General features: G+C 61.0%; 22 protein-coding genes and 1 pseudogene. 14 read left to right on the top strand and 9 right to left on the bottom strand.

Annotated elements, in window-relative coordinates; translation table 11 throughout:
- The first annotated feature begins 36 nt into the window (after positions 1 to 36).
- Together QZ409_RS19140 and ppa are read left to right on the top strand one after the other, a co-directional pair.
- Positions 37 to 555: an N-acetyltransferase gene (locus QZ409_RS19140; RefSeq protein WP_296714510.1), complete on the top strand. Its 519-nt coding sequence runs from the start codon at positions 37 to 39 to the stop codon at positions 553 to 555.
- Between the two features lie 135 nt (positions 556 to 690).
- Entirely contained in the window at positions 691 to 1,227 is a 537-nt protein-coding gene (gene ppa, locus QZ409_RS19135) for an inorganic diphosphatase (protein ID WP_296714507.1), read from the top strand.
- Positions 1,228 to 1,314: 87 nt separating this feature from the next.
- Here the strand turns inward: ppa and QZ409_RS19130 are convergent, their stop codons facing one another.
- The gene (locus QZ409_RS19130) at positions 1,315 to 2,448 is read right to left on the bottom strand and encodes a DegT/DnrJ/EryC1/StrS aminotransferase family protein (protein WP_296714504.1); all 1,134 of its coding nucleotides are present in this window, start codon (positions 2,446 to 2,448) and stop codon (positions 1,315 to 1,317) included.
- A 271-nt stretch (positions 2,449 to 2,719) separates the two neighbouring features.
- Here QZ409_RS19130 and QZ409_RS19125 point away from each other — a divergent pair, with 271 nt between their 5' ends.
- From QZ409_RS19125 to QZ409_RS19100, 6 genes are all read left to right on the top strand, one after another.
- Positions 2,720 to 3,658, top strand: a complete 939-nt coding sequence (locus QZ409_RS19125) for a Gfo/Idh/MocA family oxidoreductase (RefSeq protein WP_296714502.1) — start codon at positions 2,720 to 2,722, stop codon at positions 3,656 to 3,658.
- Between the two features lie 366 nt (positions 3,659 to 4,024).
- Entirely contained in the window at positions 4,025 to 4,669 is a 645-nt protein-coding gene (parA, locus tag QZ409_RS19120) for a ParA family partition ATPase (protein ID WP_283366748.1), read from the top strand.
- On the top strand, positions 4,666 to 4,986 hold the full coding sequence (locus QZ409_RS19115) for a hypothetical protein (RefSeq protein WP_296714499.1): 321 nt from the start codon (positions 4,666 to 4,668) through the stop codon (positions 4,984 to 4,986). Before parA ends, QZ409_RS19115 begins: the two co-directional genes overlap by 4 nt.
- A gap of 119 nt (positions 4,987 to 5,105) precedes the next feature.
- Positions 5,106 to 6,425: an SCP2 sterol-binding domain-containing protein gene (locus QZ409_RS19110; protein ID WP_296714498.1), complete on the top strand. Its 1,320-nt coding sequence runs from the start codon at positions 5,106 to 5,108 to the stop codon at positions 6,423 to 6,425.
- A gap of 64 nt (positions 6,426 to 6,489) precedes the next feature.
- A complete protein-coding gene (locus QZ409_RS19105) occupies positions 6,490 to 7,077 on the top strand; it encodes a TetR/AcrR family transcriptional regulator (RefSeq protein WP_296714497.1) in 588 nt (195 codons plus the stop codon).
- A 145-nt stretch (positions 7,078 to 7,222) separates the two neighbouring features.
- On the top strand, positions 7,223 to 8,515 hold the full coding sequence (locus tag QZ409_RS19100) for a PLP-dependent transferase (RefSeq protein ID WP_296714495.1): 1,293 nt from the start codon (positions 7,223 to 7,225) through the stop codon (positions 8,513 to 8,515).
- A 67-nt stretch (positions 8,516 to 8,582) separates the two neighbouring features.
- Here the strand turns inward: QZ409_RS19100 and QZ409_RS19095 are convergent, their stop codons facing one another.
- Positions 8,583 to 8,873 (bottom strand): hypothetical protein, encoded by a 291-nt coding sequence (locus tag QZ409_RS19095; protein ID WP_296714494.1) that lies wholly within the window; start codon positions 8,871 to 8,873, stop codon positions 8,583 to 8,585.
- Between the two features lie 228 nt (positions 8,874 to 9,101).
- Between QZ409_RS19095 and QZ409_RS19090 the strand changes: the two genes are divergently transcribed.
- Positions 9,102 to 9,311, top strand: coding sequence for a hypothetical protein (locus QZ409_RS19090; RefSeq protein ID WP_296714490.1), 210 nt, complete (start codon positions 9,102 to 9,104; stop codon positions 9,309 to 9,311).
- A 67-nt stretch (positions 9,312 to 9,378) separates the two neighbouring features.
- Here the strand turns inward: QZ409_RS19090 and QZ409_RS19085 are convergent, their stop codons facing one another.
- The 3 genes and pseudogenes from QZ409_RS19085 to ltrA all read right to left on the bottom strand — a co-directional run bounded on the left by QZ409_RS19085 (position 9,379) and on the right by ltrA (position 13,583).
- Positions 9,379 to 9,726 carry a hypothetical protein gene (locus QZ409_RS19085; protein ID WP_296714486.1) on the bottom strand — a complete coding sequence of 116 codons (348 nt, stop codon included), beginning with the start codon at positions 9,724 to 9,726 and terminating at the stop codon, positions 9,379 to 9,381.
- 54 nt (positions 9,727 to 9,780) lie between these two features.
- Positions 9,781 to 11,565: pseudogene (locus QZ409_RS19080) on the bottom strand (sulfatase-like hydrolase/transferase); the annotation flags it as partial.
- Positions 11,566 to 12,251: 686 nt separating this feature from the next.
- Positions 12,252 to 13,583, bottom strand: a complete 1,332-nt coding sequence (gene ltrA / locus QZ409_RS19075; RefSeq protein ID WP_296714485.1) for a group II intron reverse transcriptase/maturase — start codon at positions 13,581 to 13,583, stop codon at positions 12,252 to 12,254.
- Positions 13,584 to 14,331: 748 nt separating this feature from the next.
- On the opposite strand from ltrA, the gene QZ409_RS19070 reads away from it, so the two are divergent.
- The 5 genes from QZ409_RS19070 to QZ409_RS19050 all read left to right on the top strand — a co-directional run bounded on the left by QZ409_RS19070 (position 14,332) and on the right by QZ409_RS19050 (position 18,471).
- Entirely contained in the window at positions 14,332 to 14,991 is a 660-nt protein-coding gene (locus tag QZ409_RS19070; protein WP_296714482.1) for a response regulator transcription factor, read from the top strand.
- Entirely contained in the window at positions 14,988 to 16,319 is a 1,332-nt protein-coding gene (locus QZ409_RS19065) for an ATP-binding protein (protein ID WP_296714480.1), read from the top strand. Before QZ409_RS19070 ends, QZ409_RS19065 begins: the two co-directional genes overlap by 4 nt.
- 98 nt (positions 16,320 to 16,417) lie before the next feature.
- A complete protein-coding gene (locus QZ409_RS19060) occupies positions 16,418 to 16,732 on the top strand; it encodes a PepSY domain-containing protein (protein ID WP_296714478.1) in 315 nt (104 codons plus the stop codon).
- A 69-nt stretch (positions 16,733 to 16,801) separates the two neighbouring features.
- Entirely contained in the window at positions 16,802 to 17,575 is a 774-nt protein-coding gene (locus QZ409_RS19055; protein WP_296714476.1) for a hypothetical protein, read from the top strand.
- A gap of 551 nt (positions 17,576 to 18,126) precedes the next feature.
- Positions 18,127 to 18,471, top strand: coding sequence for a hypothetical protein (locus tag QZ409_RS19050; RefSeq protein WP_296714475.1), 345 nt, complete (start codon positions 18,127 to 18,129; stop codon positions 18,469 to 18,471).
- A 103-nt stretch (positions 18,472 to 18,574) separates the two neighbouring features.
- On the opposite strand, the gene acs is transcribed toward QZ409_RS19050, so the two are convergent.
- From acs to QZ409_RS19030, 4 genes are all read right to left on the bottom strand, one after another.
- Positions 18,575 to 20,497: an acetate--CoA ligase gene (acs, locus tag QZ409_RS19045; protein ID WP_296714473.1), complete on the bottom strand. Its 1,923-nt coding sequence runs from the start codon at positions 20,495 to 20,497 to the stop codon at positions 18,575 to 18,577.
- 223 nt (positions 20,498 to 20,720) lie between these two features.
- Positions 20,721 to 21,869: a hypothetical protein gene (locus tag QZ409_RS19040; RefSeq protein ID WP_296714471.1), complete on the bottom strand. Its 1,149-nt coding sequence runs from the start codon at positions 21,867 to 21,869 to the stop codon at positions 20,721 to 20,723.
- A gap of 643 nt (positions 21,870 to 22,512) precedes the next feature.
- Entirely contained in the window at positions 22,513 to 23,814 is a 1,302-nt protein-coding gene (locus QZ409_RS19035) for a hypothetical protein (RefSeq protein WP_296714470.1), read from the bottom strand.
- 55 nt (positions 23,815 to 23,869) lie between these two features.
- Positions 23,870 to 25,225, bottom strand: coding sequence for an IS5 family transposase (locus QZ409_RS19030; RefSeq protein ID WP_296714469.1), 1,356 nt, complete (start codon positions 25,223 to 25,225; stop codon positions 23,870 to 23,872).
- Positions 25,226 to 25,402: the final 177 nt, after the last annotated feature.

The following is a 25,402-nucleotide window of genomic DNA, read 5'->3' as shown; positions in this document are numbered from 1 at the left end:
TTGCAAGGCGCGGGCCCTTGGACTTAACATCAGCCTATGTCTCAGGCGCTGATCACCATTAGGCGAGCAATGCCGGGCGACGCCGAGCAAATCGCCGCCGTCCACGACGCGGCGTGGCGCGAAGCCTATCGCGGGCTGATCCCCGGCCGCGAACTGGAGCGCCTGATCGCGCGCCGCGGCCCCGACTGGTGGCGCGCGGCGGTGCTCCAGGGCAGCCGGCTTCTTGTTCTGTCCCTTCACGGCTCCATCGGCGGCTATGTCTCTTATGGGCGCAACCGCGCAGCCTCGCTCCCCTTCAGCGGCGAGATTTTCGAGCTTTACCTCTCCCCCGACTGCCAGGGCCTGGGCTTTGGCTCGCGGCTGTTCCGGGCCGGGCGCCGCGACCTCGCCGAAAACGGCCTCGAAACCATGCTGGTCTGGACGCTCAGCGACAACAAGCGCGCGGTGGATTTCTATCGCCGTCACGGCGGCGAGCAAGTCCGCCGCGCCAGCGAATATTTCGGCGCCGAAAAGCTCGGCCGCCTCGCCTTCGGCTTTGGCCCTCCCGCGCCTTGACGGCTGCGGCGCCGGCCTTTTCCATCAGTGGAAACCACGTTCGGAACCCACCCGACATGGGCGGAAAGTTCGGGTTGCCTTTTGCCGCCGCCCCTGACAAATGGGCTGCGGAAAACGCAACCACCGGAGAGCGCAATGCGTCTTGACGCCATCAAAATCGGCAACAATCCCCCCGACGATGTCAATGTCCTGATCGAGGTTCCGATTGGCGGCGAGCCGATCAAGTATGAAATGGACAAGGACGCCGGCACGCTCTTCGTCGACCGCTTCCTCTATACGCCGATGCGCTATCCCGGCAATTACGGCTTCATTCCGCACACGCTGTCGGAAGACGGCGACCCGTGCGACGTGCTGGTCTGCAATACGCGTCCGCTCGTCGCCGGCTCCTACATCAACGTGCGTCCGATCGGCGTGCTGAAGATGACCGACGAAGGCGGCGGCGACGAAAAGATCATCGCGGTTCCGAGCTCCAAGCTCACCAAGCGCTACGACAATGTGAAGTGCTACACCGACCTGCCCGAGATCACCTGGAAGCAGATCGAGCATTTCTTCTGCCATTACAAGGATCTGGAACCCGGCAAATGGGTGAAGTTCGCCGGCTGGGGCGACGCGGATGAGGCCAAGAGCCTGATCCTGCAGGCGATCGAGCGAGCCAAGATCGAGAAGAAATAAGCCGGCCGTCACGCCAGCAATCGAGCATAAAAAAACCCGCCGTGATTCCAAAGGAATCGCGGCGGGTTCTTTTTTGACCCGTCTGGATCAGCCGAGATGCTTTTTGGCCGCGTCGATGACGCGCTGCTGGGCCTCGGGCTTCAGATAGGGATGCATCGGCAGCGACAGGACTTCCTCCGCGAGCCGGTCGGTCACGGCGAGCTTGCCGCCGGCGACCGGATAGTTGCGATAGGCCGTCTGGCGATGCAGCGGGACCGGATAATAGCAGGCGGTGGGAACGCCGGCCTCTTTCAGCGCGGCGACGAGGCCGTCGCGCTGCCCCGGCTTCAGGCGAATGGTATATTGCGCCCAGACCGATTGGCAGCCCGGAGCGACCGCAGGCGGAATGGCGACCTCGCGCAGGCCTGCGGCGTAACGCGCCGCGATTTCATCGCGCGCGACGATCTCATCGGCGAAGATCGCCAGCTTTTCGATCAGGATCGCGGCCTGGATGGTGTCGAGCCGGCCAGTGACGCCGATCCGCACATTGTCATATTTATCCGTCCCCTGGCCGTGAACGCGCACCGAGCGCAGCACGGCCGCGAGTTCGTCGTCATCGGTGAAGATCGCGCCGCCGTCGCCATAGCCGCCGAGCGGCTTGGCGGGGAAGAAGCTGGTGGTGGTCGCCAGCCCGAACGTCCCGAGCTTGCGGCCGCGATAGCTCGCGCCAAAGGCCTGTGCGGCGTCGCCGAGCAGCCACAGCTTTTCGCGCGAACAGATTTTTTCGATGGACTCATAATCGGCCGGCTGGCCGAACAGGTCGACGGCGATGACGCCCACCGGATTGAGCCCCGCCGCGCGCGCTTCGGCGACGCCCGCCTCCAGCGAGGCCGGGTCCATGTTGAAACTATCTTCGAGAACATCGACGAAATAAGGCATTCCGCCGAGCAGTGCCACGGCTTCGGCGGTTGCGGCAAAGGTGAAGCTGGGGCAAAGAACGGCGACGCCCGGCCCGACGCCCTTGGCGAGCAGGACCATGGTCAGCGCATCGGTGCCGCTGGCGCAGGAGACGCAATGTTTCGCGCCGCAAAAGGCGGCGAGCTGCTTCTCCAGCTCGAAAACCTCCGGACCCATGACATAGGCGCCAGACGCGACGACCTTAAGGACTGCGGCGTCAATCCTGTCCGCGATGCGCGCGCGTTGCGCCGCGAGGTCGATGAAGGGCATCATGGGCGCAGACATTCGGCAAAATCCTCCGTGCTCGCGGCCTCCGGCGCGCCGCTGCGCGGCCTATACGCCGCGAATCGCGCCGCGTCACTAGACAAAAGGCAGGGCGCCGCGCGCGAGGACTGGCGCCGCAACCCGCAGCCATGCTAAGGCCTGCCGCGCCGCATCCCGCCACAGGCGACGGCCCCGCCGCGCGGCTCATCGATCGAATTTTGCTTCGGCCAGAACTTTCCGGCGCCGGCTGACCAGCCCCGGCATTTCTCCCGACGCGCGAAAAAGGGCGAATATGACCATCAATATTTCCGTCATCGGCCTTGGCCCCTGGGGGCAGACCCTCGCCAACAAGGTCAGCGCCCTGCCCGATTTCACGCTGAAAAGCACGTTCGACCATCATGACGGTCGCAAAATGGCGCAGGTCGAGGCCGCGCCCTCGCTGGAATCCGTTCTGGACGACGCCTCCGTTCAAGCCTGCGTCATCACCACGCCCAATGACACGCACGCCGATTTCGCCATGGCCGCGCTCGACGCCGGCAAAAGCGTTCTCGTCGCCAAGCCGCTCGCGGTCACGTCCGCCGCCTGCGACGGCGTAACGGCGCTGGCCCGCGCCAAGGGGCTGGTGGCCATGACCGGCCACACCACTTTGTTTAATCCGGGCATTTTGCTGGTGAAAAAGCTGGTCGAGGAATCGGAGCGTCCGATCCTGCATTTCGACGCTCGCCGGCGCGGAATTGGCCGCATCCAGAAGAACAGCGTGCTGCTCGATCTCGCCGTGCATGACATCGCCAATGCGCTTTTCATCTCCGGCCAGAACCCGGTTTCCGCGCGCCACGCCCAGCGCGCCTATGGCGGCTGCCCGGCGGCGCAGGCGCAAATGTTCCTGCGCTTTGACGGCGGCATGACCGGCCATGTCGAAAGCAGCTGGATCGCCTCCGAGCGCCGGCGCACCGCAACCGTCACCCTCGACGGCCGGGTCATTGAACTGGATGAGCTGTCCGCCACCGTCAGCGTCTATGAGACCAGCGCTCTGGCGCGCGTGGCGAAGGATAATTTCACCGCCGCCAAGACCGCCGAATACAAGATCGACTCGCATGACGCGCTGGCCGACGAGCTGTCGACTTTCGCGCGCTTCATCCGTGACGGCGGCTTCCCCGACGAGAACGGGCGCATCGCGCGCTCGGTGGTTCACGCCATCGAAATCAGCCAGGACATGAACGCCTATTCCTGATTCATAATACCGTCTTTCCTTGACCGCGACTCATCGCGGTCAAGGAATCCCTCGCACAAGCCATAGGGCGTCAAAAGACGCCCGTCTTACGACGCGCTATTGGGCGCCGTCGCGCCTAACCAAGACCCACAGGTCCTCACCTGTGAGTCTTGGTATGAGGGCTTTGCACAGGCGACGCCGCCGCAAAGCTTGCCAAAGCGCGGATTTATGGAAATCCTTGCGATTGCGGTCGCGTCAAGTGATTCGCATGCAAGTGCTGTTGCGTTCCTGCGTCGGCGGCCTGTCGCCGCCTGAATTTGGCGTTGATCCCATCCAGCGCGGAAGGCGGACTTCCGACCCGACGCGCGCTTGCAAAAGGCGGCCCCCATGATCATTGGCGTGCTCAATCAGAAGGGCGGCGTCGGCAAGACGACGGTCGCGGTCAATCTCGCGTCTTGCTTCAGCCGCGCCGGACGGCGGGTGTTGCTGGTGGACGCCGATCCGCAGGGCAGCGCGCTGGCCTGGTCCGCCGCGCGACAGGTCGATCCCGATTTCGTCGTGGTCGGCATGGCCAAGCCGACCCTGCACCGCGAAATCCCGGCTCTGGCCAAGAATTACGACATTGTGGTGATCGACGGCGCGCCGCGCGTCAACGAACTCGGCCGCGCCGCGATCATGGCCAGCGATCTGGCGCTCATTCCGGTGCAGCCCTCGCCCTATGACGTCTGGGCCGCCGCCGAGACGGTCCAGCTGATCCGCGAGGCGCAACAATTCAAGGAGGGGCTGCGCTCCGCCTTCCTCATCAACCGCAAGATCGCCAATACCGCGATCGGGCGCGATTTCCACGCCGCGCTGGCGCAATTCCCGGAGACGCCGGTGCTCGACGTCGGCCTCGTGCAGCGCGTGATCTATGCGGAAAGCGCCGCGCGCGGCCTGTCGGTGCTGGAGGCGGCGCCGCGCAGCGAGGCGGCGCGCGAGCTGCAAAGCCTCGCCGAACTCATCATGGCAAATAAGGAAAGGCTGGCGGCATGAGCCGGAAAACCATTCAGATCAGCATTCCCGCCGCAGGCGCGGCGACCACGGCTCCGGCGCCAACCCCCACGCGCAAGACGGCGGGCGTGGACTCCTGGGTGACGCAGGCCCCCGAAGCGGCCAAGCCGCTCGAAGGGGAAATTCTGTCGTCTAAGGCGTCGCGCGACGAAGGCCTAACCTTCACAATCCGTCTTTCCGCCCAGCCCGACCTGTTCGAAGCCGCCAAGATCTTCTTTTTCCTGCCGCAGGCGGCGCTGTGGTGCTGGGGCTTTGGTCTGGCGCAGCGCACTCTTCGCGGCCCGCTCGGACCGCGCTGAACCAACTCCTTCGATCTGTTCGCGGGCCAGCCGCGTCCTTGTGCGACAGAAAGATGATGGTTGACATCTATTTTAGATGTTGATTATCATCTTTTTAGTCAGCTCAGGAATGCCCCGCCATGACCCTCGCCTCGCCGGAACAGATGGACCAGGGCGCACCGCCGCCGCCCGCCCCGCTTTCTTCCTCTGAACTTCTCCAGATCGCGCGCGACTGCGGGGCCGACGATTGCGGACTGGTCCCGATCGACCATCCTGCGCTCGCGCCCGAGCGCGCCAGCGTGCTCGCCGCTTTCCCCGCCACGCGCAGCCTGCTGGCGCTGGTCGGACGGATGAACCGCGAGTCGGTGCGCTCTCCCGCCCGCTCGATCTCCAATCTGGAATTCCACCGCACCGGCCATGCGATGGACGATATCGCCCGCGCCATCGTGCGGCGGCTGGAAGATCGCGGAATCCGGGCGCTCAACCCCGCCATGGCCTTCCCGATGGAGATGGACAATTTTCCGCGCGAAAGAGGCTGGGTCGTCTCGCACAAGCGCGTGGCCGAGGCGGCGGGCCTCGGGCGAATGGGGCTGCACCGCAATCTCATCCATCCCAAATTCGGCAGTTTTGTCCTGCTCGACACGGTTCTGATCGCCGCCGAATGCGATTCCGTCGCCAGCCCGCTGGACTTCAATCCCTGTTTCGAATGCAAGCTCTGCGTCGCGGCCTGCCCCGTCGGCGCCTTGAAGCCGGACGGCTATTTCGATTTCTCGGCCTGCCTCACCCATAATTACCAGCAATTCATGGGCGGCTTCGTCAATTTCGTCGAGGATGTCGCGAGCAGCCGGTCGGTCGCGGATTTCCGCAGCAAGGTCAGCTATGCCGAGACGGTCCAGCGCTGGCAAAGCCTGTCCTATGGACCCAATTACAACGCCGCCTATTGCCTCGCGGTTTGCCCCGCCGGCGAGGATGTCATCGGCGCCTATCGCGCCGACAAGGGCCAATATCTGCGCGACGTGGTCGATCCGCTCACCGCGCGAACCGAGCCGGTCTATGTGGTCAAGGAGACCGACGCCGCCGCCCATGTCGCGCGCCGGTTCCCGCACAAGAGAATCCGCTGGGTGCGTCCTGCGGCCCGCGCCACCTCGATCGAGGGTTTTTTGTTCGGCATGGGCCTGTCTTTTCAGCCCGGCAAGGCGGCGGGACTGAAGGCGGTCTATCATTTCACCTTCACCGGCCCGCAGGCCGCCAAGGCGACCGTGGTCATCGACAATCGCAAATTGCAGGTGCTGCCCGGCCATGAACTGGAGCCAAACCTGCGCGTGACCGCACGCGGCGAAAGCTGGCTGCGTTTTCTCAACAAGGAAATCTCGCTGTTCCGGCTGCTGGCGACCGGGACGCTGCGACTCAAGGGACCACCGCGCCTGCTCGCGGCCTTCGGCAGATGCTTTCCCTCATGAGAAGCTCCTCTTGCGCCCGAGCGCGACGAGCGTCAGATATCCCTGCCAAGGACGAAAACACATCATGCGCAAGAGCCGGGAAGCAGCCGCAGAAAGCCGCAGAAATATTGTCGAGACCGCCGCGAAACTGTTGCGTGAGCGGGGGCTGGGCGTTGGCCTGGCCGACATCATGGCGGCGGCAGGCCTGACGCATGGCGGCTTCTACCGCCATTTCGCGTCGAAGGAAGCGCTGGTCGCGGAGGTCCTGCAGCAGGCTCTCGATGAAAAAGCCGAGAGCCTCGTCGCCCGCGACGGCCTTTCGGCGCAGGAGGCGCTGAAGGCCTATGTCGCACTCTATCTCTCAAGCGCCCATGTCGACAATCCCGGCAAGGGCTGCCCGATCGCGGCCTTGGGCGCCGTGGCCGCCCGTTCCGAGGAGACCGCCAGGGCGCTCGCCGCCGGCGCGGAAAAGCTCGCCGCCAATTTCGCCGCCGACCTGAGCGGCGGTTCGGCGGGCGATCCCGTCGAGGCGCGCCGCCGCGCCGTCGCGATGCTGGCCTCAATGGTCGGCGCGGTGGTCGTCGCCCGGGCGGTCGGCGATTCGCCGCTGCGCGCCGAGGTCCTTGACGCCCTGCGCGCCGAGCCCGCCTTCCGGAACATTCTCGAAAACTGAGCAATGGAATGGCGAAGTTATTAGTTGACTATTTTACTCAACAAAATATTTTTCCTCGTCGGCTTGCCCAACCGGATATTGGCGGAGCAATCTTGCGCCGCAGCCCGCGCCGGGCGAAGCCAACGATAATTTTCGAGGAAAAAACATGGCCGTCGAGTCCAAAAAGCCCGAAACCCTTGTCCTTCATGCGGGCTGGCGCGCCGACCCCGCCACCGGCTCCGTGGCCCCGCCGATCTATCAAACCACCAGCTACCAGTTCCGCGACACGGAACATGCAGCCAATCTCTTCGGCCTCAAAGAACTCGGCAATATTTATACAAGGCTCGGCAACCCAACCACCGACATCCTCGAACAGCGCCTCGCCGCGCTGGAAGGCGGCGTCGCGGCGCTGGGCGTCGCCTCGGGCCAGGCGGCCTCGGCCTATGCGGTGCAGAACCTCGCCCGGGTCGGCGACAATATCGTTTCCTCGACCGATCTTTACGGCGGCACCTGGAATCTCTTCGCCAATACGCTGAAGGACCAGGGCATCGAAGTCCGCTTCGTCGATCCTGCCGACCCGGAGAATTTCCGCCGCGCGACCGACGACCGCACCCGCGCCTATTACGCCGAGACGCTGCCCAATCCCAAGCTCGCGGTTTTCCCCATCGCCGAAGTCGCCGCCATCGGCCGTGAATTCGGCATTCCGCTGATCGTGGACAATACCGCCGCGCCGATCCTGGCGCGGCCGCTCGATCATGGCGCGGCCATCGTGGTCTATTCGACCACCAAATATATTGGCGGTCACGGCACCTCGATTGGCGGCGTCATCGTCGACGGCGGCAATTTCGACTGGGAGAAATTCCCCGAGCGCCAACCCGCGCTCAACACGCCCGACCCGTCCTATCATGGCGCCGTCTGGACCCAGGCCGTCAAGCCGATCGGCCCGGTGGCCTATATCATCAAGGCGCGCACGACCCTGCTGCGCGATCTCGGCGCGGCGCTCTCGCCCTTCAACGCCTTCCTCACCCTGCAGGGGCTGGAGACGCTGCCGCTGCGCATCGAGCGCCACAGCCAGAACGCGACCGCCGTCGCCGCCTGGCTGGCCAAGCGCCCCGAAGTGACGCATGTGATCCACCCGTCGCTCCAGACCGGCGAGACCCGCGCCCGCGCCGATCATTATCTCAAGGGCGGCTATGGCGGGTTGCTCGGATTCGAGCTGGCTGCGGGCGCGGATGCGGGCCGCAAATTCATCGACGCGCTGAAACTGTTCTATCACGTCGCCAATATCGGCGACGCGCGCAGCCTCGCCATTCATCCGGCCTCAACCACCCATTCCCAATTGGCGGAAGAGGCCCAGCGCGCCACGGGCGTGTCGCCCGGCTATGTCCGGCTGTCCATCGGACTTGAGCATATCGACGACATTCTCGCCGATCTCGACCAGGCCCTGAAGGCGGCCTGACCCACAGCAATGCGCCGTCCTTCGGGGCGGCGCGGCGCTACAGCCCACAAGCCCGGGCGGCGGGCCGTCAGGCGCTTATCGCCTTGACGGCTCCGCGCGCCGGCCGGAACTGCACGACATTATCGGCCGCATAGACCTTAGGGAGCGCGTCTTCGATTTCCATGCAGGCATGGACGAGAACGGCGTCGAGAACGCTGAAGGCGTCATCGACCCTCGACAGCCGTTGCGCGACTGTAAACCACGCGCCCTCGTCATTATTGGGCCTGGCTTTTTCCATCAGGTCGAAGACACGGACGGCCATCTCGGCCAATTCGCTCTGCATGTCTTCCAATTCGGCAAGGTCTTTCGGCGACAGCATAGGGATAACCCGCGTTTTCCAATTCGCGCCGGCCTTTCGCTCAAATTGACGTCAGCGCTCAGCCTCTCAAAAGCTGACCCTCGAATCTTAACAAAACGCAAATTTTGCCAAATCGATCCCTTCTCGCTGGGGCGCTCACAAGGTGTAGTCCACAAGCGGTAGATCGCAGACATTTTTGTCGTCTCGCCGCGGCATAGGATTTGCTTCGACTCTGGGAGGAGCGAGGAAATGTCCATCGAGAACTCTGACAGGAAATCCGATAATTTCGCGGCCATGACCATGGCCGGAGATGTCTTCGCGACATCAGAGCTTGGCAGGCGCGTTCATCGCCTTTCGATCGACGTTCTGCACGATCTCGGATTGTCAGAAAGGGCGATCAATAGCTATTTCAACCGTTTTTGCAGTACCCAACATGGGTTCCAGCCGGCCCGTGATTGAGACCGGCGCGCCCGTCGAGGGACTGCGTCAAGGACGTTTCGCGCCCGGAGCCTGTTACAACCGTAGATCAAAGACTTCGCCGGCTGACCACAGCCCATGCCAAAAGCGCTGTAACGACCACATGTAATGCGACGGCTGGCCACAGGACGACGCCAGTAAAGCCGCCTTCGAGGCCGATTAAAGCGAGATAGACGGCGACGGCCGCGCTGTAGAACAGCATGCCGGCAATTGGCGGGCCCGGCCAGCACGCGACGCCCAGGGCGATCAGGGCGATTCCGGCGACGCGCCCGGCCACAACGCCGAGCCCGGCAAGTTCCTGGCCGAACAGCAGCCAACCGACCAGGGACGGGGCAAGCAGCAAAGCCAATCCCGTGACCAATTCGGCAACGGCCGCGAAGGCGAGCGCCTTTTTCATCTTCTCACGCGCCCCCGCCTTGCCTTGTCACAAAACGCCGCGCCGGAGCCGGCGTTATTTCGTCGCCGACCGTTCCGGCTCGAGTTCGAAGGTCAGCTTGGCGAGCTTTCCGCTGAACTTGAACGGCGAGTCATAGTGATATTCGATCGCCGCCACCGGGGTGCGGGTGTCGAGCCCGACGTCGAAGGTCTCATCTTCGGGGAAGGTGATCGGGGTGGTGTGGTCAACGGAATTCCTGGCCACTTCCTTGCCGTCCACGGACAACACGCCCGTGCCGCCCTTGCCGAGGCCAGGACCGTGCGACTTGAAGTCGAACACGATGGTGTGTTTGCCCGGCTGCAAGGTGGGGCCCTCCCACGCGGTCCTCTTGAGGTCGAGCAGATTGTACAGGAACACCACCTTGCCCTGGCCAAAGCCCAATTCGCCCTTGCTCAGAAACAGGCCATAGCCGCCGAAGCGCCCGCCCTGAGTGACGATCATGCCCTCCGCGCCGCCATCGGGAATTTCGACTTCGGCGGTGATGGTGTAGGACTTGTTGAGAATGCTGGGCGCGCCGCTCGCAGGCACGCCGACCAGTTCGCCGGAATAGGTGAAGACCTTGCGGCCTGCCGTCAGGCTGGGGCGCGGCGTATTCCAGCGGGCGAGCGACGAATTGTCGAGCGGCAGAACGTCATTCTTCTTCGCCTCGGAATAGAACAGGTCCTGCAGCTCCTTGAGCTTCTCCGGCATTTTTGCGGCGAGATCGTCACTCTCGGTCGGGTCTTCCTTGACGTTGTAAAGCTCCCAACTATAGCCGGTGATCACATCCGGCGGCGTCTTGGTGCTGAGCTCCCAGGGCAAGGTCGCCGGCGTCGTGGCCGCGATCCAGCCGTCGTGATAGATGGCGCGATTGCCGAGCATCTCGAAATATTGCGTATTGTGCCGGGTTGGGGCGTTGGCGTTCGCCTTGTCCCAGGTATAGGCCATGCTCACGCCATCCATCGGCCGCTGCTTGACGCCATTGATCGTCTCAGGCTGCGGAATGCCGGCGGCTTCAAGGATTGTCGGCGCAATGTCGATGATATGCGAGAACTGACGGCGGATGCCGCCCACGTCGTTGATGTGGCCGGGCCAGGACATGGCTACGCCCTGCGCCGTGCCGCCGAAATGCGACGCCACCTGCTTCACCCATTTGAACGGCGTGTCAAAGGCCCAGGCCCAGGGCGCCGCGAAATGCGGATAGGTCCGGTCGGTACCCCAGAATTCATACCAGAGAAACTGGTCTTTGACCGGCACGGACACCCCGTTGAATGTGGTGAACTCGTTCGGCGTGCCGTTGAGCATGCCTTCCGCGCTCGCGCCATTGTCGCCGCTGATATAGATGATCAGTGTGTTGTCGAGCTGGCCGAGATCCTGCACGGCCTGGATGACGCGGCCGATCTCGTGATCGGTATAGGCCAGATAGGCGCCATAGACATTGGCCTGCCTGATGAAGAGCTTCTGCTCCTCCCAGCTCAGCGAATCCCACAGCGGCAGCTCTTTCGGCCAGGCCGTCAGCTTGGCGTTTTCGGGCATGATTCCCAAACGCTTCTGGTTGGCGAAGATCGTCTCGCGCATCTTGTTCCAGCCGCCGTCGAACAGATGCATGTCACTGATCTTGTCGATCCATTCCGGCGTCGGATTATGCGGCGCGTGGGTTCCGCCCGGCACGTAATAAACGAAGAACGGCTTTTCCGGCGCGATCTCCTTCAGCTGCTTCATATATTGGATGGCCTCGTCGGCCATGGCCGTCGTCAGGTTCCAGCTGGGGTTGCCCTGGAAGGGAAAGATTGGCGTCGTATTGCGCATCATGTTCGGACGCTAACTTCGTGGCTTCTCTGGCGGCTACAATTGGGTCTCTTGTCTTGAGACTCTTGCGGATGAGCGACTTGCCTCGGTGGTGCTTCCTCATGTCCTCAGGCACGCGGCGCTGGTAGTAGAAGACACCACCCTTCCACGGAATCACATATGCCACGGTAAGCCTCAAAGCGCCGTTCTGGCTGACGAGAATCGCCACGGTATCACCCCTTGTATCACTTTAGGGTGGCCGCACAGTCGCCTAACTATCAGATTTCAAACGGAAATACCGTGAAATTCTGGTGCCCCAATCCGGATAAAATTGCGAACACATATCTGATTGAAATCGCTATATAATTTCTAGTGACTAAAACACACCTATGGCTAGGCGCGTCCTCTTCATTCGGCTGAATTCGATTCCCTGTTCCGGAATCACAACCCCACTTTTTCACAAAACATCCCAATTTTCCGGCCTTCTGATCCGCAACTCAAAGTCAGCCTGTGGCGGGAATGCAGTCGTTTGTGGTGTGGGCGGCAACGGCAAGGATGCGTAGAGTAGGAGTGTGGCGCGGTGGCTTTAGGCCGAGCATGTCTGTTTGCCGCCCCTTTCGTCTGGCGGTGCCTTAGTGGCTCAGCCGTAGCTCCGTTTCCACACCCCCCTCATCGAACCGGACATGCAGATTTCCCGCATCCGGCTCTCGGACAAGACGTCACGCCTTCGTCCACGGCACGTCGCGCCCAAGCCGGGACAGACGTACGAGTTCGAATTGCTCGTAGAGTTGCGAGAGTGGATAGCTCCCGCCCTTTCTTCGCCTGACATTGTGCTTGAAGCGCAACCGCCGGCGCAACCGCACCGCCGCGTAGTTGTCGAGCGCCCGATACGCCTTGCTGAAGGCGCCTACGCTGAAGTAGTTCGCCCATCCGCGCAGCGTGCGGTTCAACTTGCCCACCAGCTTTGTGGTCTCTTGCCATGTGCATGATCGGGTGGTCAGCGCGTGGACTTTCTCGACCGCGCGCTTGATGCTTTTCTTTGATGGCCGGTAGCCGATACGAGCTTGGCCGGTTCTCGTCGAATACATCCGCCCGAACGTGTATCCCAGGAAGTCGAACTCCCCTTCCGGCACTTTGCAAATGCGTGTCTTTTCCTCATTCACCGTCAGCTTCAGCTTGCTCATGACCTCGCGCATCCGTTGCAAGGCTTCTTCGGCCTTGCCCCTTCTGCACAGGATCACGAGGTCGTCGGCGTAGGTCACGAGACGAGAGCCGAGGCTTCGCTCCAGCCCGAACATCTTCCAACCCAGCACGAACCGCCGCATGTAGATATTCGCCAGCAGCGGCGAGATGGGTGAACCCTGCGGAATGCCGCGCCGTTTGTCCCGCGCCTCGGTCGTGCGCGTCTTCCGTCCTCGATCGTCGGTTTCTTCGACAGGACAATCCAGCCACATCCTGATCAGATGCAGCACGCGCCGATCAACGATCCGGCGCGATACCGACTTCAAAAGCTCGGCATGGGGAATGCTCCCGAAGTAGTCCGCGAGGTCGGCGTCCACCACTTCCGGATGGCCGCGAAACAACAGCTCCTCCACCTCGACCACCGCCTGTTGGGCGTTTCGCCCAGGACGGTAGGCGTACAATTCCGGTGGAAGGTCGGCTTCAAAAATCGGTTCCAGCACCAGCATCGCTGCTGTCATGCAGACTCGATCTCGCAGGGTTGAGATGCCCAGCGGCCGGAGTTTGCCGTTGGCCTTCGGTATGTACACGCGTCTGATAGGGGCGGCTTGGTAAGTCTCCTGCCTGAGCGCAAGCGCCAGTTCGCCCAGCCATCGCTGCACCCCATACGCCTCAACATCCGCGAAGTCCTGACCATCCACGCCCGGTGCGCCCTTGTTGGAGCGGCACCGGGCATAAGCATGCGCCAGAATGTCTTCGCGACTGATCTTGTCGTAGAGGGCGTAGAACCGATAGCCGGGTTCTGCCTTCGCTTTCGCGTGCAACGCCGTCTGTAGTTTCTGAACGCTATCCGGAGTTGATAGGTTTCCCAATCTCCAGGTCCCTCACCACGTCTTGCGTCTGTCTTGAACTGAGGCCCCTTCCCTCCCCCGGCGTTACCCGGCTTCAGCGGTACTACGGACCTCTCCGTCACCCCACAGCGCCCGGCCTGTCCCTCGCGGGCGTCCGGTTGGTCATCCCTGACCACGCCGTAGGGCTTCCCGTGTTGCGTACGCTTTCCTTGTGTGCGTGCTGCCGCCAGTACCCCGGTGCAGCGACTCGGCGTCGACTTCGCTCATCTCACCCAGTCGTATCAGCCTTCCCCGAAATGGCAGTCGGGTCGGCCTGCACATCGTCCTTTTCGAGGCTTGCTCGGCGTTCACTCACGTTGCGGCCCGCACACTCGCGCCGTCACCTATAAGTGACCGGCTATCCGGGGGCTTCAGACATTTCGTTGCCTCCATGCCTGCTCCGGTTGCTTCCGGCTGGAGCGGGTCGCCGGGTGGGGCTTGCACCCACTGGAAAGCGCCGCCTTTTCACGGCGCACGCCACATCCGGAAATTCGCGGCTAGATGGCCAAGATTCCGCTCTCGACACCCTCGGAGTCGTACCGCAGCAAGGCGCGATTGGCCGCAATAGCGCCCGAAACGGCCGAAACTCCGACGGAGCTATCCAGCCGATCATGAACGTTGCGGACGTCGCGCGCCGCTCGCCTCCTCGATTGGCGCCACAGCGGAGAGCCTCTTCCGTCTTGCGCGCAGCGCTGGAATGTGAAACCTCCCGATGTAAGCTGGGTGAAGAATGCGTGTTCTGCTCATTGAGGACGATCCGATGATCGGCCAAGGCTTGGTCACGGCGCTTTCGGCCGCCGGAATGTCGGTCGACTGGGTCCGCGACGGCGTGCAGGCCGAGGCGGCCCTGCGCGACGAAGGCTATGCGATTGTGCTGCTCGATCTGGGATTACCGCGCGCCGATGGGTTCGAGGTTCTGAAGGCGGGCCGGCGCGAAGGCATAGACACGCCCGTGCTCATCATCACGGCGCGCGATCATATCGACGACCGCGTCGCCGGGCTCGATCTCGGCGCCGACGATTATCTCGTCAAGCCGTTCGAGACGCGCGAACTGCTGGCGCGTATGCGCGCGCTAATCCGGCGCCGGGCGGGGCAGGCCACGCCATCGCTCGCCGCCGGGGCGCTAGAGCTCAACACCGATACCCATGAAATGTCGTGCGGAAAGGTCATGGGGGTGCTGCCGACGCGGGAATACGCCCTGATGTACGCGCTTCTCGAAAGGCCGGGACGAATCCTTTCCAGGGCGCAGATCGAAGAGCGCATTTACGGATGGGGCGAGGAAGTCGAGAGCAACGCCGTCGACGTCCTCATTCATTCGATCCGGCGTAAGTTCGGAAAGGGCGTCATTCTCAATGTCCGGGGCGCGGGATGGATGGTCCCGAAGTCATGACCAACTCTTTGCGCCGCGCCGCTCTGATCTGGATGACCGGACTGCTCACGATCGTCGGCATCGGCGCGATCCTCGTCGCCTATGTTTACGCGCGCGACGAGGCGGCGGAATTTCTTGACGGCCAGCTCCGGCAGATCGCACTGACCGCCGGGACGGGCCTGTCGCCGGCGGCGGGTTCGGCGGTGGCGGACCAGGATCCCGAGGATCGCTTCGCGATCACGATCTGGGACGGGGCTGGCCGCGTGGTCAATCAATCCCCGCCGGATGTCCGGATTCCGCGCCAGGCCAAGCCCGGATTCGGCTATGTCTCGGCCGGAGGCGAATCGTGGCGGGTCTATACGGTCGGCGACCAGGCCCGGACCGTCCAGGTCGCCCAGCGGGAGACGGTTCGCGCCGAAATCGCGGACAGCGCGGCGCTCGGCGCGGCTGCGCCGATCCTCATCGTCATTCCGCTTTCGTGGCTCGTGGTCGGATGGGCGATGAACCGCATGATCGGGCGGCTGAACGACCTCGCCGAAGACGTCGCGGCGCGCAGCGCGAAGGCGACCGAGCCGATCCCGATTGCCGGCGTTCCCTCCGAAGTAAAGCCGCTTGTGGAAAGCATGAACGGGCTCATCGCGCGCCTTCAGGCGGCGGCCGAAGCGCAGAGGCGATTTCTCGCCGACGCCGCGCATGAATTGCGCACACCGCTCGCCGCCATGCAGATCCAGGTCGAGAATCTCGCCGGCGGCGGCGTCGCGGGCCAGGACGAGCGCGTCGCCGCGCTCGCCGCGGGGGTGAAGCGCGCGGGCGCGCTCGTCAACCAGCTTCTCAGCCTGGAGCGGCTCGAAGGATCGGCCGCCGGGGTCGGCGGCACATTCGACGTAGGCGCGCTTCTGCTCGATTGCGTCGCCGATTGCGCGCCGTTGGCGCTGGTCAACGACGTGGACATTGGAATCGATTTCACCGCCGACGCCAAGATCCAGGGCGTCGAGCGGGACGTTCGCGCGCTGTTCGCGAGCCTGATCGACAACGCGACTCGCTACACGCCCCCCGGCGGCAAGATCGATGTCGCGCTTTCGCGTCGCGAAGGTCGTCCGGTCGTCGAGATTGTAGACACCGGGCCCGGCCTGCCCAAGGGCGCTGAAACGCGCATCTTCGATCGCTTCTATCGCGGCGCGCCCCACGACACGGAAGGGACAGGTCTTGGCCTAGCGATCGCGCGCCGGATCGCTGAGCGTCACGGATTCGAACTGACCGTTGAAAACCGGGCGGACGGCTCGAACGGCGTCATCGCGCGGGTCGTCATGCCGAGCGATGCTGACCGCCCTGGTGTGGGCGCCGCCTAATTCGCCGCTAATTCTTCCGCCGCACAATCGGTCGCGTGCGCGACATTCGCGCAGGTGCGGCCAAGCGCCGCAAATGGCCGGGGCGACTGGAGGAAGTGATGAACTTGACATCAAAAAGGCTGGGCCTGATTGGCGCGGCCGCCGTTTTGTTGGCGCTTACGCCGCCGGCGTTTGCCTTTACCGGACAGAATTTGGCTGGCGAGGCCAAGGTTAGCATCGAGGAGGCGCGCGCCATCGCGCTGAAAGCGCATCCCGGCAAGATCACGGATGAAGAGCTTGAACGTGAGCGCGGAGGCAGCGGGCTGCGCTATTCCTTCGACATCAGGCGCGGCGCCGTGACCCAGGAAGTCGGCGTGGACGCGAGGACCGGCAAGGTCCTCGAAAACGCTCCCGAAGGTCCTCATCCGGACTGAGTTCGAGCCGACATGCCCCCCTGCCTCCGTTTCCCGCGGAGGCCGGTCTTCGAAACTGTGAGGAACATTATGAACGACGCACGGCACGCAGTTCTAAGCAAAGTTCCCGAGGTCACGCTCGGCTTCTGGATCGTCAAGGTGCTTGCGACGACGCTCGGTGAGACGGGCGGCGACGCGGTCACGATGTCGATGAACCTAGGCTATGCCATAGGAACGGTGATCTTTTTCGGCATTTTCGTTGTGGCCGTGGCCGCGCAGGTTCGGGAAAACCGTTTCAATCCCTATCTTTATTGGCTCACCATTGTCGCCACCACCACAGTCGGCACGACCATGGCGGATTTCGCCGATCGGTCGCTCGGAATCGGCTATGCAGGCGGTTCGTCGCTGCTGCTCGCGCTGCTCATCGTTTCGCTCGCAATCTGGCGCTGGTCGGAAGGCAGCGTCTCGGTTGAAACGGTGACGACACCGCGGGTCGAGGCCTTCTACTGGACGACCATCCTATTTTCCCAAACGCTCGGCACGGCGCTCGGCGACTGGATGGCCGATACGAACGGCCTCGGCTTCGGCGGCGGCGCGGTGGTTTTCGGCGGCGCGATTCTCGTGACAGCCGCGCTCTATTATTTCACCAGCATCTCGCGGGTCGCCCTCTTCTGGGTCGCCTTCATCCTGACCCGGCCTCTCGGCGCTACGGTCGGCGATCTTCTCGACAAGCCGCACGCGTTGGGGGGGCTGGCCTTGAACCGCTATTATGCTTCCGCCGTGCTCGTCGTCGCCATTCTCTCCTTGATCGTCATCATTCCCCAGCGTGCAGGCACGCATCCGTCGGCGCAGACGACATCGTGACGGCCGTCCACCTCACAAATTTGCGGGTGCTGGTTCGGGCGCCGCCAGCGATCTCCGTGGATGCCTCGAACCGCTATAACGGCCGATTCCAAGCGCCATGTTTCTTGTTGGCGGCTTCCCACTTTGGCGCAATCCTGCCGTTGCCGGTATGACCGCTCGCGATCCTTGACCAGACATCCGACCTACGACCGGATTCCGCCCGCAGGCGACAACAGTCTCTCTGAACTGGAATTTCCGCCTTGGGTCAACTTGCGACGGTCCTGCGATTTTCGTTACGGCTGCTCGGGCACATGATGCGGAAGTTCGAACCTGACGCGGGGTCTTGCAATTCATCCAACCTGACCTTAATTCAAAGATGTCGGCCGAGATGCCGACACGGTGCCGACCGGACAATTTTTTTGCCCTCGCCCTTACGGGACGGGTTACGTCGCGGCCAAACCAGGGTTCCTTAGTGAGCGCCTGCATCCAGCGGATGCGGGCGCTTTGTTTTTTGTGCGCGTTCCTCTCGCTGACACGCAGGCACCGACTGCAACGAGAAAAGGAAAAAGCATATGAGTTTTCATTCGTTCAAAAACTCGCGGCCGGCCCGCGAAGTATTTACGGGCCTGCAGCTCGCAAATTATTTGGAACAGGCGGAAAGTTGGGAGTTGCTCCGGATCATGATCGTTGCATTCAACGGTTGCGACGAGGGCAATTTTGTCAAACGCGCGCGAAATTACGATAGAGTTTGCAGTTCTGGCGAGGGGATCCTCCTGCGTGCGATCCTGTACGTGACGGATTTCGCATGGCTCGCGGACGAACTGGACGAAGGCAGAACCTGGCAACGCCTGGGTGACCTGAGCGGCAGCTACCGGCAGGCGGTCGCGGCTTGCATCTCCACGGAATTAGTTTGGTAGAGGTTCGCATCCGCTGCCAGCGGCGCTTCATCGTCGCGATTTTGAGCAGCTTTTGGCGATATCCGGCCGCCGGAGGACAACACCTTCTCTGTTGCTTGGAAAATCAATTGTTGCGGTGTTTCTCGATCAAATCGTCGACGACGGCTGGGTCGGCGAGGGCGGAAGTGTCACCCAACGAGCCGAAATCGTTCTCGGCGATCTTGCGCAGGATGCGGCGCATGATCTTGCCCGAACGGGTCTTCGGCAGGCCGGGGGCGAACTGGATCACGTCGGGCGACGCTATCGGGCCGATTTCCTTGCGAACCCAGGCGACCAGGTCCTTGCGCAAGGCTTCGGTCGGCTCGATGCCTTCCATCACAGCGACATAGGCGTAGATGCCCTGGCCCTTGAGGTCGTGCGAATAGCCGACGACAGCGGCCTCAGACACGGCCGGATGGGCGACGAGCGCGCTTTCGACTTCCGCCGTGCCCATGCGATGGCCGGAGACGTTGATGACGTCGTCGACGCGGCCGGTGATCCAGTAATAGCCGTCCTCGTCGCGGCGGCAGCCGTCGCCGGTGAAATACTTGCCCGGATAGGTCGAGAAATAGGTCTGCTGGAAGCGCTCGTGATCGCCATAGACCGTGCGCATCTGCCCGGGCCAGGAATCGGCGATGACGAGATTGCCCTCGCAGGGACCCTCGATGACATTGCCGGCGGCGTCCACGACCAGCGGCTGCACGCCGAAGAAGGGACGACCAGGTAACTGCTTATCGCTCACCACATTGGGGAGGGACGATATGAGAATGCCGCCGGTTTCCGTCTGCCACCAAGTGTCGACGATCGGACAACGCTCGTCGCCGACGACGCGGTGATACCATTCCCAGGCTTCGGGATTGATCGGTTCGCCGACCGAGCCGAGCAGGCGAAGGGTTTTCCGCGACGTCTTCTTCACGGGCTCCTCGCCCGCGCCCATCAGCGAACGGATGGCGGTCGGGGCGGTGTAGAAGATGTTGACGCCGTGCTTGTCCACCACGTCCCAGAAGCGGGAAATGGTCGGATAGTTCGGAATGCCTTCGAACATCAGGGTCGTCGCGCCATTGGCGAGCGGGCCATAGACGATGTAGCTGTGGCCGGTCACCCAACCCACGTCGGCGGTGCACCAGTAGATGTCACCGTCGTGATAGTCGAAGATGTACTGGTGCGTCATCGCCGCATAGACGAGATAGCCGCCGGTGCAATGCACGACGCCCTTGGGCGCGCCGGTCGAGCCGGACGTGTAAAGGATGAACAGCGGGTCTTCGGCGTTCACTTCGGTGGGCGGGCAGTCGGGCGAGGCCTTCGCGGTCTCCTCGTGCCACCAGCAGTCGCGACCCTCTTTCCAGTCGATCTTGCCGCCGGTGCGCTTCACGACGATCTGGGTCTCGACGATGTCGCCGGTCTTGTCGATGGCGACGTCGGAATTGGCCTTGAGCGGAACCTTGCGGCCGCCGCGAAGGCCTTCATCGGCCGTGATGACGACCTTGGACTTGCAGCCCTCGATGCGGCCGGCCAGCGAATCCGGCGAGAAGCCGCCGAAAATGATCGAGTGGACGGCGCCGACGCGGGCGCAGGCCAGCATCGCATAAGCCGCCTCGGGGATCATCGGCAGATAGATCGAAACCGTGTCGCCCTTCTTGACGCCCTTGGCCTTCAGCACATTGGCGAAGCGGCTGACTTCCTCGTGCATCTGCTTGTAGGTGATCTTCTTGGATTCTTCGGGATTGTCGCCTTCCCAGATGATCGCGACCTGGTCGCCGCGCGTGGCCAGATGGCGGTCGACGCAGTTCATCGAGACATTGGTCGTGCCGTCTTCGAACCATTTGATCTGCACGTTGTGCGGATCGTAGGACGTATGCTTCACCTTGGTGAAAGGTTTGATCCAATCGATGCGCTTGCCGTGCTCGGCCCAAAACCCCTCAGGGTCGGAAACTGAGCGAGCGTACACAGTATCATAATCTACTTCAGCAATATCATGAGAGCTTAATGCAGAGCACTTATCCCTCACTGCTTGCAGTTTTTTTGCCGCTTCCAGACGAACGCTCCGTGAAGCTGCAATATTGACGCGCGGATCGCGCCTGATACGTTCGGAAATAACTGTCGCTGCGTCAATTTGAGCTTTCAACTCTTGTAGTCGCTTTATCGAAAGTTCGGACAAATTAATTCTTGCCCGCTCAACTAAACCACGAGTCGGCGGCACATTGTCTAGTATCTCAGTAATCAATTTCTCTTTATTCATCTATGTTATCGATCCCAGCAGAATCAAAAAGTCCCTTAATGGCCTTCATGAGCGTTTCCGCTTCTCCGATAGCCCTATTCAAAAGGGGTTCATCCTCATAAGCCTTCGTCGTATATTGCAATTGGCTCTTAACTTGGTCGATTTCAAGCCTTGCCGAATTTTGTCGGTCCATTGGAAGAGCTTCGCATAAAGCGTCCAGATCGTCGAGTCTCTGCCGCAGAACGGCGCAGACAACGCTGGGATTCAGCAAGAAATTAAATGTTTCTTCCAAAGCATTAGCAAATTCGCTCTCTTCTTCAGCCCCCACTAGCAACAAAAACGAAATTGAGCGCTTTAGACTTTTTATTGCATAGCGCAAATTCATATCAATTGACGCTTTATGATAGTATTTAGCCGACTCTTTATAAAGAAATAGTAAATATAAACCTATTTCACTTCGTTTAAATAACGGTCTAGGAATTCCTGTGTTTGATATCATCGCTTCCTGATGTACAAATGTATTTTTTGCCGCGTCGCCACCGTAGCGTCTATCTGTTGGAATTATTACTGATGTCGCTGCGAGCGAGCCAAGCGCTTGATCGGTAAACCAGCAATCAAGTTTAATCCATTTTGATTTAAGTGTATCATCATCAATAGCTGGAATATTAAGATCGTTATCTCGAAATATATAACTTAATGAATCGATTTTAAGCAACACAGCTATGATGTCTTCAACTGAAGATCGCTTACGATATATACAACTAGAAAATTCAGACTCGTCAGTCATAAAATATTCACAAAAATCGAGATCAGAAATTGGAACATTCTTCCCCAAAAACGTGGTGCTTCCGCTTATGCAAATTGGGTTATTTTCAGATAATTTTATTCCATTTGCAGCTCGCAAAATAGAGCTTAGTTTTTCGCGCCCAGGGAACACGGAAGCAAGATTAAATGGAACATAAATTTCATATCCATCTATATAGCGTCTTAAGTACCCATGGTTTTCTTCGTCATTTACTAATGAAGCGTCTTCGTCCGCGCGCTGGGCTGCGAGCGCCCGAGCCGAAAAAATAGACATAAGCATCTGGTCAAAGTCGGCATTCGAATGTTCATCCGACATTCCAAGTGCAGCGAAGATAATATCTACGGGATCAAAGGGCATGGCACAGTTCGGTTCGTTGCGTTGGCAACGCATTGGCATTCATAGCCAAGTTGTCAACTAGCAGAGTCCAAAAGTTTAACAAACCCAATAAAACGAGATCAATGCCTCCGAGGTTCATTGGTGGCGTTGGTAGGCAGGTCACTCAATCCGTGCAGCAAACATATTAGCTCTGTCAATGGTTGGCACATAAATTCCTTTCAACCAAGCGAACGCTAAGGTTTATCCCGTTTTCCGCTCACGGCAGATTGGAGTGATTCCAATCCCGAAATCCGCATCGGGATAAAACTGCCCGTTCAAGCATTGACTGCTTTCCGCCGGATGCTCCCGATTGGCCCGACCTGAGACAATGATGACGGCATCCGGCTCATTCGAGACGGTCGATAGTTGCCGCCATCGGCTCGTCACGGAGCGGAAGCGGTCATTCCTGTGGTGCGACCGGTGACCCAGACCCGGAGCCGCCTTTGGAAGTGCTCGTCCGGCGCATCAGCGGACGGCTTAAAACTTCCGTTCGCTAGGTCGCCGCATAATCGATGTTAACAGAATCGCATCTCGTCTAAGTCGGAGAAAGGCGGGAAGCGGAAGGCCCAGAGCGTCGGAGGCAACGACAAGGATGCGCTTAACCCACCGTCCCAAGTGGGATAAGTTAGAAAGACGTTCGTGGCGGCAATCCGTTCGCTGCCACAAGAGCATCCGTCAAGACCATGCTACGCGAGCAGGCCGCTAAATCGTAAAACTCATCGAAGAATTGACGCAAAACATCAAGAATCTGGTGCGGATGCACGTCCTCCAAAACATAGCGTTTTTCGAAAGATGGCGATCTGAATGGCCCGACAAATTCTCCGCTCGGAAATTCGACACTCGGTACGCCCGCGAGGACTCCCATCAGCCCCATTGCGCCTGCTTCAACGACGAAAGGAGTGCGGAGTTGATACTCTTCAACGGCAACCCTGATGTAGTTTTCCAAGGTTCGAACAAATAGTTTTTCAAGGCTGATCATGCCGAGATAATCGAAATTTTGTGGTTCAACTTTAGAAAAAGTGTGTGCCGCCGTACGAAATGGTTGCGAGTTCAGCCCCCACAATTCACCTGTAGGGAACCCCTGAGTCATTCCTACAATCGACGAGTTTCCCTGAGGATCAAGGATGATCGAACCATAGCCGTTTTCGGCGGCTAGCCCGCCGACGGTCAGGGACATCGCGCAAGGCTTTCGAGCGGTGAATATTGCCTTTACTTTCGCTCGCCCGATCGCGGGCTGCTCCGCGTAAGCAGGAAACAGCCGAAGGAAAATGGCCTTGTTTGAATCGAACCGATAATGCTGCCGCTCGCTTTCATTGATGCCAAACTCTGCAAGAACCTCGTTTGGTTTAAAGAAAAAAGCCGGAGGGGCGACGGCCTTGGCTTGCGCGAATGGCTTGTCATCCTTTGGCTTTGCTGGCGTCGCGGCTATCATGAGCCGCAGCACGTTTTCGAATTTATCAGCTAGGTCTTTCCATATGGCCCGACGCTCGGTCTTCTTTGCCGTAGGCTCCAAACGATATTGCATAGGATGGCGGAGATGACCCATGTCAAAGGGTAGTTTCTCCGGCGGGCCGTGTGCGGTGTTCATCACGGGCATCATGACGGGATACCCCCTAGCGCGTAGCGCATAGCCATATTCGAGCATCACGTTAGGATTCGGAACGAGTTTGCCACCTTCGGTCGTCGCCACGAAGGTAAAGTCCGGCGCGAAAACATCACAGGTTTCGATCTTCCTGAGGATTGTATCGGTGATGGGTGGCTGACCGAGAACACCTTCTGTGTCGGAATCTATCCGAACCTTCGTGCGAATCGTCACATCGCGAGAAATCCGCCTGGCGGCCTCCTCCAATGCGATACGAATCAGAAAGCGATTGTGTCGCTGCGCCGTATCGCTCTGCCATGCATAGAAGACGATGAACTCCCTCACGTGCCAGCCTCCCAACTGTTGCCGCGCTAAAATGGTCGCCCGTGAAGAACGCGGTTCACGCCGTGGCGATCTGATCGGGTTCGTGGATTTCCGGCGCGATAGCGGTCCAGATTGCAGCCAACAATAGAGCCAGCCAGGCGAGCAGCCGGCGGAAGTTGTAGCCGGCGGCGGCGAGGACAGCGTTGATCGCGTCGCCTTGGGCGTGGGCAAGGTGATTCCGGCCCATTCGGTGCTCGGCTTTCAGGTGGCCGATGACTGGTTCGACCGCCGACCTCCGCCTCAGCTCGCGCTTGATCTGCTCGGTGACGCGTCGCTTCTGGCCGGATATGAAGACCCTGAACTTGTGCTCCTGCGGCGCGTTGTGGCCGCGATAGCCGCGGTCGGCGACGATGCGCTTGAGGCTCGCACCGATCTGGCGCTCCATGTCGGGAATGACCTTTTCCAGCGTGTGGCCGTCATAGGGATTGCCCGGCAGCGCCGCGACATGGGCGACGAATTGCCCGCCTTTCGAGCGATCGAGCGTGGTGGCGACGGAGACTTTGACGCCAAATTCGTAGGGACGATGCGCCTTGCCCTTGCCGATGCATTCGACCTCGGGCGCGTGCAGGGAATAGACTTTTCTGCCACGCTGGTTCTGGCGCTGGTCGCGCACCCGTTCGGCCAGCCACAAAGGCTTGAGGAAAATGTCGCGCAAGGCCGCCTTGCCCCTGATCTTGCGGGCGACGTCGCGCATGACGCGGCCCAGCATCGTGCGGAGCCGGCGCAGCTCCCGTCGCGCGCGCTTGAACTGCTTCGCGTGGGCATAGCGCTGATAGGCGATCAGGGCGTATTTGCCGACGCGCTGATAGGACTGGCGCAGCGCGACGCCCTGCTTTTTGGCGAGCGCCACCAGCTTTTCGCGCGCGCGGTGCATCAGTTTGGCGTCGGTGGGATGGGCGACCGCTTTCGGCTGCACGGTGGTGTCGACGATCACCTTCGAGAAGTCCGCCGGCTTCGCCGCCCCGGTTTTCGTCGCCACCGACAGGCTTTCCTGGATCAAGGCCACGAGCCGTTCCTCGCCCATCCTCTGGCGCCAGCGCGTCATCGACGAGCGGTCGAACACGAGCTTGTGCTGGAAGAACTCTTCGCCGCAGAACAGCTGGAAATATGGGTTTTCCAGCCAGCGCGCGCAGAGCGCCTCGTCGGAGAGGTCGTGCATGTGTTTGAGGATGGCGACGCCCGCCATCAGCCTCGTGGGCAGCGGCGGATGGCCTGGCGCATCCGAATAAACCGCGCCCAGCCGTTGTTCGAGAAAGCCCCAATCGATCGTAGCAGCGAGTTTGCAGAGCGGATGCGCCATATCGACGATCTGGTCGAGCCGCGCCCGAAAAAGGTCTTTTTGCCCGCTGTCCCTGCGCTCTTTCGGCCGCATGGCGAATCCCTAAACCGTGTCGTTCGAGGCAGTGAATCAGTATCCCTTCGGTGGCGGCCGCCTTCCGTTGAGATCGGATTTGGCGGAGAGATCGCTCTTACGAGCGCTCATACGAGCGCGCTTAAGAGTTGCTCATGGCTCATTCCATTTTGCTGACAGGTCCAGATCGTCGCCGCT

Origin of the sequence: Rhodoblastus sp., assembly GCF_019449565.1 — a bacterium.
Lineage (GTDB): Bacteria > Pseudomonadota > Alphaproteobacteria > Rhizobiales > Beijerinckiaceae > Rhodoblastus.
This window is presented reverse-complemented; position numbering and strand designations above follow the sequence as displayed.